This window comes from Bradyrhizobium acaciae, assembly GCF_020889785.1.
GTDB classification, from domain to species: Bacteria; Pseudomonadota; Alphaproteobacteria; order Rhizobiales; family Xanthobacteraceae; genus Bradyrhizobium; species Bradyrhizobium acaciae.
Map to the genome: position 1 here is coordinate 1 of NZ_JACMYK010000233.1, position 7,005 is coordinate 7,005.

Consider the following 7,005-nt stretch of genomic DNA (forward strand, 5'->3'; position numbering starts at 1 on the left):
ACGGATAATCTCTCTCACGGACGGCTCCCTTGTCTGAGATTTGCAACAACCTCATTCTGGCACACTGATGCCGTAGGGGGCCGTCCACCCCATCAACCACAGGATTGAATTGTTGAAGCGCGCTGTGGCCCCAGCGCGTCGTAATAATCACCGCTGGTGGTTATGGTCCCGGCTTTGGCCGGGACGACGTGCTGAGAGATTGTGTAAAAAATCCTCGCTCTCGATCTTTGCAATACTCGCTCGATCGAGCAGATGCGCGCCAAAGCCGCCGCGGGCCAGCGATGAGGCGATCGGAGGCGATGCCAGCAGCAGTGCGGTGGTCATCGCCAGCGGCACGGCACTGAGCCAATCGAGCCGCACCGGCGTCAATTCCTCAGTGCTACCCCGATAGAGGCCTTCACCCGTGGCGATGCGGCCGCATTCCCTGATCAGGTCGCGGCGGGTGCCGTCGCGCGACGCGCTGCCGAGCAGTGCCTGCATGGCGAGATGAGTCCGCACCCCGGCGCGGCTCTCGGCCAGCGCCGCCGGCGTCTCACCAAGAGAGACGCGCACCAGCAGATCGACCAGATCGATGCCCGACTGATACGCGTTCATGGGCTCGACCAGCCGCGGGTTGCAGTCGATCAGGAGCGGCGTTGCGCTGTCGAGCGGCATGATGACGTCGACCGAGAGCGCGCCGTGCCAGCCGAGATGCGCGCCGATCGCCTCGACACAGGCGCGGATCGCCGGCCGGCTCACGCTTTCCTTGATCGCCTCGCCGCCGCCGATGCCGGCCGCGATCTGCCGGTAGGCGTGGAAGCCAGTCAACGTGCCGCGGCGGAATACCGACTGGGCTTTCTCGACCGTGCCGGTGATGAGATCCTGCGCCAGCACCTCGCCGGCGAAATCACCGGATGATTCCAGATCGTAGAGTGCGCGATTGAGATCGCTGGCGTCGCGCACGAACCAGATGCCGCGGCTTGCGGTGCCGACCGACGTCTTGACCACGGAAGGAAGCCGCAGGCCATCGCGCAACCCCTCGGCCGAGCTCACGATCCGGGTCGGCGGCTGCGGCAGGCCGAGTTGGTCGAGCAGACGGCTGAAGCCGGCCTTGCTGTGCACGGCGCGATAGGAGGCGAACTCCGGCAGCGCCAGGCCGATACTTGGCGTCAGCCGCGCCGCGGCGCGGGCGAACAGGAATCCCTGCTCGTGGGTCGGCAGCAGCACATCGAAATGCTGCGACGCCAATAGCCGCTCGACGAAGCGCAGGAAGCCGGCCGGATCCGACCGCAGCGGCGGACAATGGTGATATTTGCGGACAAAGCGCGAATAGCGCGCCAGGCACCAGCGCGAGGGATCGCAGACCTCGACGTGATGGCCGGCCAGCCCCAGGATCGTGATCGCCTCGCGGCCCGAGGTGCTGGAGCCCTCTGACACAAGCACCTTGAGCTGCTTTTTGGCGTCGATCATGACCGATCATCACCGCGCCGCCGCACTTTGTCGCCGCCTTTTATGCCGCATGTGTCGATCCGGCACGTCCGCGCCGGGGGCAGCCATGCGCCTGCGTTCATGGACAATTAGCGGCCAGTCTCTATTTTCGGCGGGCCCTCGCCGGGTATTCCTTTTGTTTGACGGGTTTTCTTCACGCGAACCGGTGCCCACTTCGCTCGAAAACGCTCTGGAAGAACGGGTTGTTCCTGAAATGGTTGACATTCTGGCCGCACCGCAGCGAGCGAGAGCCGACAGCGCAGTGCGCACCCTGACCGGGATCTCGGTCGCCCATTGGGTCAGTCATTTCCATATCTTCGTGCTGCCGATGCTGTTCCCGTTCCTGAAGCAGCAGCTCGGCGTCGGCTATGTCGAGCTGGGCCTGGCGCTGACGGTGTTCGCGGTGGTCTCCGGCCTGACCCAGGCGCCGATCGGCTACCTCGCCGACCATATCGGCGCACGCAAGATCCTGCTGATCGGGCTCACCATCGGCGGCTGCGCACTGATCGGGCTCGGCCTGCATCTCAGCTACACCTCGCTGATCGTCTGCGCCGTGCTGCTCGGCCTCGCCAACAGCGTCTATCATCCGGCCGACTACGCGATCCTCTCGGCCCATATGGACGAGGCGCGGATGGGTCGCGCCTTCTCGATCCACACCTTTGCCGGCTTCCTCGGCGGTGCGGTGGCGCCTGCGATCATGGCGGCACTCGTCGCCTCGATCGGCGGCCTCGGCGCGCTGATCGTCGCCGGCGCGGTCGGCCCGCTGGTGGCGCTGTTCCTGATCGTGCTCGGGATTCCCGATGCCGGCGCCAACAAGAACAAGCCGACGGACGACACCGCGCAGAAGGCCAGCGTGATCACGCCGGCGCTGATGGTGCTGACGGCCTTCTTCACGCTGCTCAGCCTGTCGACCTCGGGCATCAACAATTTCGGCGTGGTCGCGCTGATGGGCGGTTACGGCGCGTCGTTCTCCAACGCCAACATCGCGCTGACCGCATTCCTCGGCGCCAGCGCCGCAGGCGTGCTCGCCGGCGGCTATCTCGCCGACTGGACCCATCGCCACAGCCAGGTCGCCGCGGCCTGCTTCGCGGTCAATGCCGTGCTGGTGCTGCTGATCGCGCTGATGAACCTGCCGCCGGTGGCGCTGACGCTCGCGATGGGGCTTGCCGGTTTCCTTGGCGGCGTGATCGCGCGTCCCGCGACATGATGGTGCGCAACGCAGCGCCTCCCGGTGCTGCCGGCCGCGCCTTCGGCATCGTCTCCACCGGCTTCAATTTCGGCGGCATCGTCAGCCCGCTGCTGTTCGGCTGGATCATGGACCAGCACATGCCGCATTGGGTGTTCGGCGCCTCGGTGGTCTTCATGGTGCTGACCGTGCTGCTTGCGCTGGTCACCGAAAGCAAGCCGCAGGCCTCCGCGGTTGCAGTCCAGCCGCAGCCCCGTTAGCGCAAACCGCGCGGAGCGGCTGCCGCAGCCGGACTCACCGGCCCCAGAATGCCGGCGTCGTCTTGAACCGCCGCCAGCTCTTGCGCAGCGCTTTCGCGACCGCGATCTGATCGCGGGCCAGCCAGCCGGCCATCGCGCCGATACCGAGATGAAGCTCAGGCCGGTCGTCCTGCGCGATCATATGGAGCAGCACGCGCGTGCTTCCGATGTCGCACACCCGCCCGAGACTGGCCTGCAGCCCGGCGAGCCGCTTCACATAGCGTTTCGCCGGCGCGTGGGCGGCATAGAGCGGCAGGAAGAACTCCGCCGCATAACGCAACTTCTTGAGGTTGATCCTGAGATTGTGCTGCGCGTGGATATCGAGCCGCCGGAAGCGCGCACCACGCTTCAACGTCTTGCGATGCAGCCGTTCCAGGATTTGCTCGGCAAGCACCGGCATGGGCTGCGACAAGATCGCCAGCGCTTCGCTGTCGATCTCGTTGCGCCAGCTGCGGCGCTCCACCAGCTGCCCAAGGGAGAGCAGGAAGCGGCTGCATCGGGGATCGGCCAGAACGCCTTGCAGGTTACCGTAGCTTGACTTCTGGCGCTGCTCGACCGCCTTGCGGAGGCCATCCAGGTCGATGTCCGGGACCGCACTGACCAGGCGGGTGATCGTCGTTTCGGCGAAGACGTCCCAATCCCGGGCCTGGCCCAGTTGGCGCATCAGCCATTTTGCTTCGCTGTTGACCGCCAGGAATGCCGGCGATGGAATATCGCGCCGGAACAGCGCACAGATCGTCCGCAAGCGCCGCAAGGCCACGCGCATCTGGTGCACGCCTTCGGGATCCGATCCCTGCTCGGCCACCGCGTGATTCTTCAAAAGATGATGCCAGCAGGAACCGACCAGCAATGCGATGACGTCGTCGACCGCAAGCTCCGCGGTGATGCCTGACAACTCGGCCTTCGTTGCCGATGGCGCGGCATCGAACGCGAGCGCATAGCCACGTTCCGCCTTGCTGCGTGTGCCGATCTGCAACGGCGCAGCATCGAGCAACTGCGTTCCCAGGTCGAACAGGACAGCGGCATTGCCGCTCTTCAGTTCAAGCTCGATTTCCGACAGGACTTCCTGACGCGCATCGGCCTCGATCGTTCCCTCGTCGAACGCGACTTCAACCGATGCATCGGGCAGATCGAGCTGCCGCGCGTGCCGGCGTACCTTGGTCGCGAAAACCGCTACCAGCGCGTCGTTGCTCAGCGCCGCCACGGGATCGCCGACCTCGTCGGCGGGGAGCAGCCTCAGGTCAGGGACGATGCCGTCAACCGGCATTTCCCATTGGCGTCGCATCAGAGGCTGCGCGGGATCGGGGGCAAGTTTCAGCGTCTGGATGAAGTTCTTGCCGCTGCGTCGCACGCGCAGCGACATGCCATGCTGAAACAGCAGACGCTCCGGCGTGTCGTAATACACCGTTTCCAGCCGATGAAAGGCGCCGCGATTGCGCGCATGCTGCACGATGCAAGGTGCCTCGCGCAGCTTTTCGAGGCTTCCTTGCGGCGCAAGCAGCTTGAGTTCGACTTCCGCCTGATCGCCATGCCTGACGGCAATGGCATTGCCCGCATCGGTCACGACCGGCCGCCGTTCGCCCAATGATATCGTCCCCGCATGGTTTATGAAGTATTCATGACAATGACAAGGCATACCGCCGTATCGCAGCGTGCATTAGCCGCGCATTTTATCTGAACTTACGCGGTCAAGTTGTGTGTGGCTACTCCGCCAGCCAAGAGCGAAGGACTCCTGCTGCGCGACGTCGTGCGCGCGACGCATTCGTTCCGATCGTCGCGACAGCATCTGCTTCAAGAGCGGCTCTGTCCGCCGTCCGTGCTGCGCTGGCGCCGCGCGGGCAAGCATCGCACCGCGACGCTGAAGCAGCTGCTGGCGGGGAGCAAGATCACCGTCGCCTATCCTGACGAATATCTCGACCGTCTCGCCGATCGCCTGATGCAGGTCAACGTCTCGCATCTGCCTGTCATCTCGCGCGAGAGGACCAGCGCCTGGTCGGCTATATCGGCTGGAAGGATTTGATGCGGATGCGCGCCGGGCTGCAGGCCGAAGAGACCCAGAAGACGGCTTTCTTCGGCGCGCGTTAGGTTCGCCGCTGCGCTTGCCCGGCGGAACAAATTTCCGCCGGGCGCAACGTTCGTTCTCGCTGGCAAAATCGCTGCCAGCGCATCCCAGAGCTTCACCGGCGATGGTTGACAGCATCAAGGGCTCACCCATGATGCCGGACAACCAAGAACAGCCTCGGGATGAAACGCCATGACCTCGACCCCAGACCTCGTGATCCGCGGCGGCAACATCGCCGACGGCAAGGGCGGCGACTTCTATGAAGCCGATGTCGCGATCTCAGGCGGCAAGATCACCGAAGTCGGCAAGGTCGCAGCGAAAGGCAAGGAAGAGATCGACGCCCGCGGCAAACTGGTGGCGCCCGGCTTCGTCGACGTCCACACCCATTACGATGGCCAGGTGACCTGGAGCCAGGACATCACGCCGTCGTCGCAGAACGGCGTCACCACGGCGATCATGGGCAATTGCGGCGTCGGCTTTGCGCCGTGCCGGCCGAGCGACCACAACAGGCTGATCCAGCTGATGGAGGGTGTCGAGGACATTCCGGAGCCGGTGCTGAGCGCCGGCATTCCCTGGGCGTGGGAAAGCTTTCCCGACTACATGGAGTGGCTGTCCAAACGTAGCTTCGACATGGATATCGGCGCGCAGCTGCCGCACGCGGCACTCCGCGTCTATGTGATGGGCGAGCGCGGCGCGCGCCGCGATCCCGCAACGGCGGAGGACAACAAGGTTATGGCGGCGCTCGCCGGTGATGCGGTGCGTGCGGGCGCGCTGGGCTTCTCGACCTCGCGCACGCTCAATCACCGCACCTCGACCGGCGACTACACGCCGACGCTGAAAGCGGGCGAGGATGAGTTGACCGCGATCGCCGGCGCGATGCACGGCGTCGGCCGCAGCGTGCTGCAATTCGTGCTTGACCAGAGCACCGTGCACGAAGACCTGCCGATGATGCTGCGGGTCGCCGAGAACACCAGATGCCCGATCTCGTTCTCGGTCGCGCAGGCCGACAAGGCGCCGCGGCGCTGGCGGCAGACGATGGACACCATCAATGAGGCCGCCGCCCGCGGCCTGTCGATCACGACCCAGATCGCGGCGCGCCCGGTCGGACTGCTACTCGGGCTGGAATTGTCGCGCAACCCGTTCCAGACCCATCCGAGCTATCGCGAAATCGCGAAGCTGCCGCTGGCCGAGCGACTGACACATCTGCGGCGGCCCGAGGTGCGCGCCGCGATCCTGAGCGAGAGCGCAACCGCAACCGACGATCCGCTGTTCTTCCGGCCGAACTACGACAAGATGTATCTGCTGGGCAATCCGCCGGACTATGAGCAGCCGCCGGAGAACGCGCTCGGCCCGCAGGCGCGCCGCCAGGGCCGGCAGCCGGAAGAGCTCGCCTATGATGCGATGCTGACCGACGAAGGCCGCGGCATGCTTTATGTGCCGTTCCTGAATTACGCCGACGGCAATCTCGATGCCGTGCATGAGATGCTGCGCGAGCCCAGCGCGGTGCCCGGCCTGTCCGACGGCGGCGCGCATTGCGGCATCATCTGCGACGCGAGCTTCCCGACCTATCTGCTGACGCACTGGACGCGCGACCGCAGCCGCGGCGAGAAGCTCTCGATCCCGTTCGTGATCGCGGCGCAGTCGCGCAAGACCGCGCTGTCGGTTGGTCTCACCGATCGCGGCGTGATCGCGCCGGGCTTCAAGGCCGACGTCAACGTGATCGACTACGACCGGCTGCATCTGCATCCGCCGAAGGTGCATTACGACCTCCCGGTCGGCGGCCGGCGTCTGTTGCAGCAGGTCGACGGCTACGACGCGACGATCGTCTCGGGCGTGGTGACGCAGCGCGCAGGCAACGCCACCGGCGCGCGGCCGGGCCGGCTGGTGCGCGGCGCGCAGGGAATGAATTGAGCGCGTATCCCGGATGAAGCGAAGCGCAATCCGGGACAGGTCCATCCGCGGATCGAGTTGCCCCGGATTTCGCTGCGCTT

At 65.5% G+C, this 7,005-nt stretch carries 4 protein-coding genes and 1 pseudogene; 3 read left to right on the top strand and 2 right to left on the bottom strand.

Annotation, left to right across the window (positions count from 1 at the left end):
- Nucleotides 1–147: 147 nt before the first annotated feature.
- Complete coding sequence (locus H8A92_RS38955; RefSeq protein WP_229200577.1) at nt 148–1,449, bottom strand: ATP-grasp domain-containing protein; 1,302 nt, start codon at nt 1,447–1,449, stop codon at nt 148–150.
- A gap of 232 nt (nt 1,450–1,681) precedes the next feature.
- Between H8A92_RS38955 and H8A92_RS38960 the strand changes: the two are divergent.
- A pseudogene (locus H8A92_RS38960) lies at nt 1,682–2,913 on the top strand (MFS transporter).
- A 34-nt stretch (nt 2,914–2,947) separates the two neighbouring features.
- Here the strand turns inward: H8A92_RS38960 and H8A92_RS38965 are convergent.
- Nucleotides 2,948–4,516, bottom strand: a complete 1,569-nt coding sequence (locus tag H8A92_RS38965) for a CYTH and CHAD domain-containing protein (RefSeq protein WP_229200578.1) — start codon at nt 4,514–4,516, stop codon at nt 2,948–2,950.
- Between the two features lie 135 nt (nt 4,517–4,651).
- Here H8A92_RS38965 and H8A92_RS38970 point away from each other — a divergent pair, with 135 nt between their 5' ends.
- Together H8A92_RS38970 and H8A92_RS38975 are read left to right on the top strand one after the other, a co-directional pair.
- On the top strand, nt 4,652–4,972 hold the full coding sequence (locus H8A92_RS38970) for a hypothetical protein (RefSeq protein WP_229200579.1): 321 nt from the start codon (nt 4,652–4,654) through the stop codon (nt 4,970–4,972).
- A 234-nt stretch (nt 4,973–5,206) separates the two neighbouring features.
- On the top strand, nt 5,207–6,925 hold the full coding sequence (locus H8A92_RS38975; protein WP_229200580.1) for an N-acyl-D-amino-acid deacylase family protein: 1,719 nt from the start codon (nt 5,207–5,209) through the stop codon (nt 6,923–6,925).
- Nucleotides 6,926–7,005 lie beyond the last annotated feature (80 nt).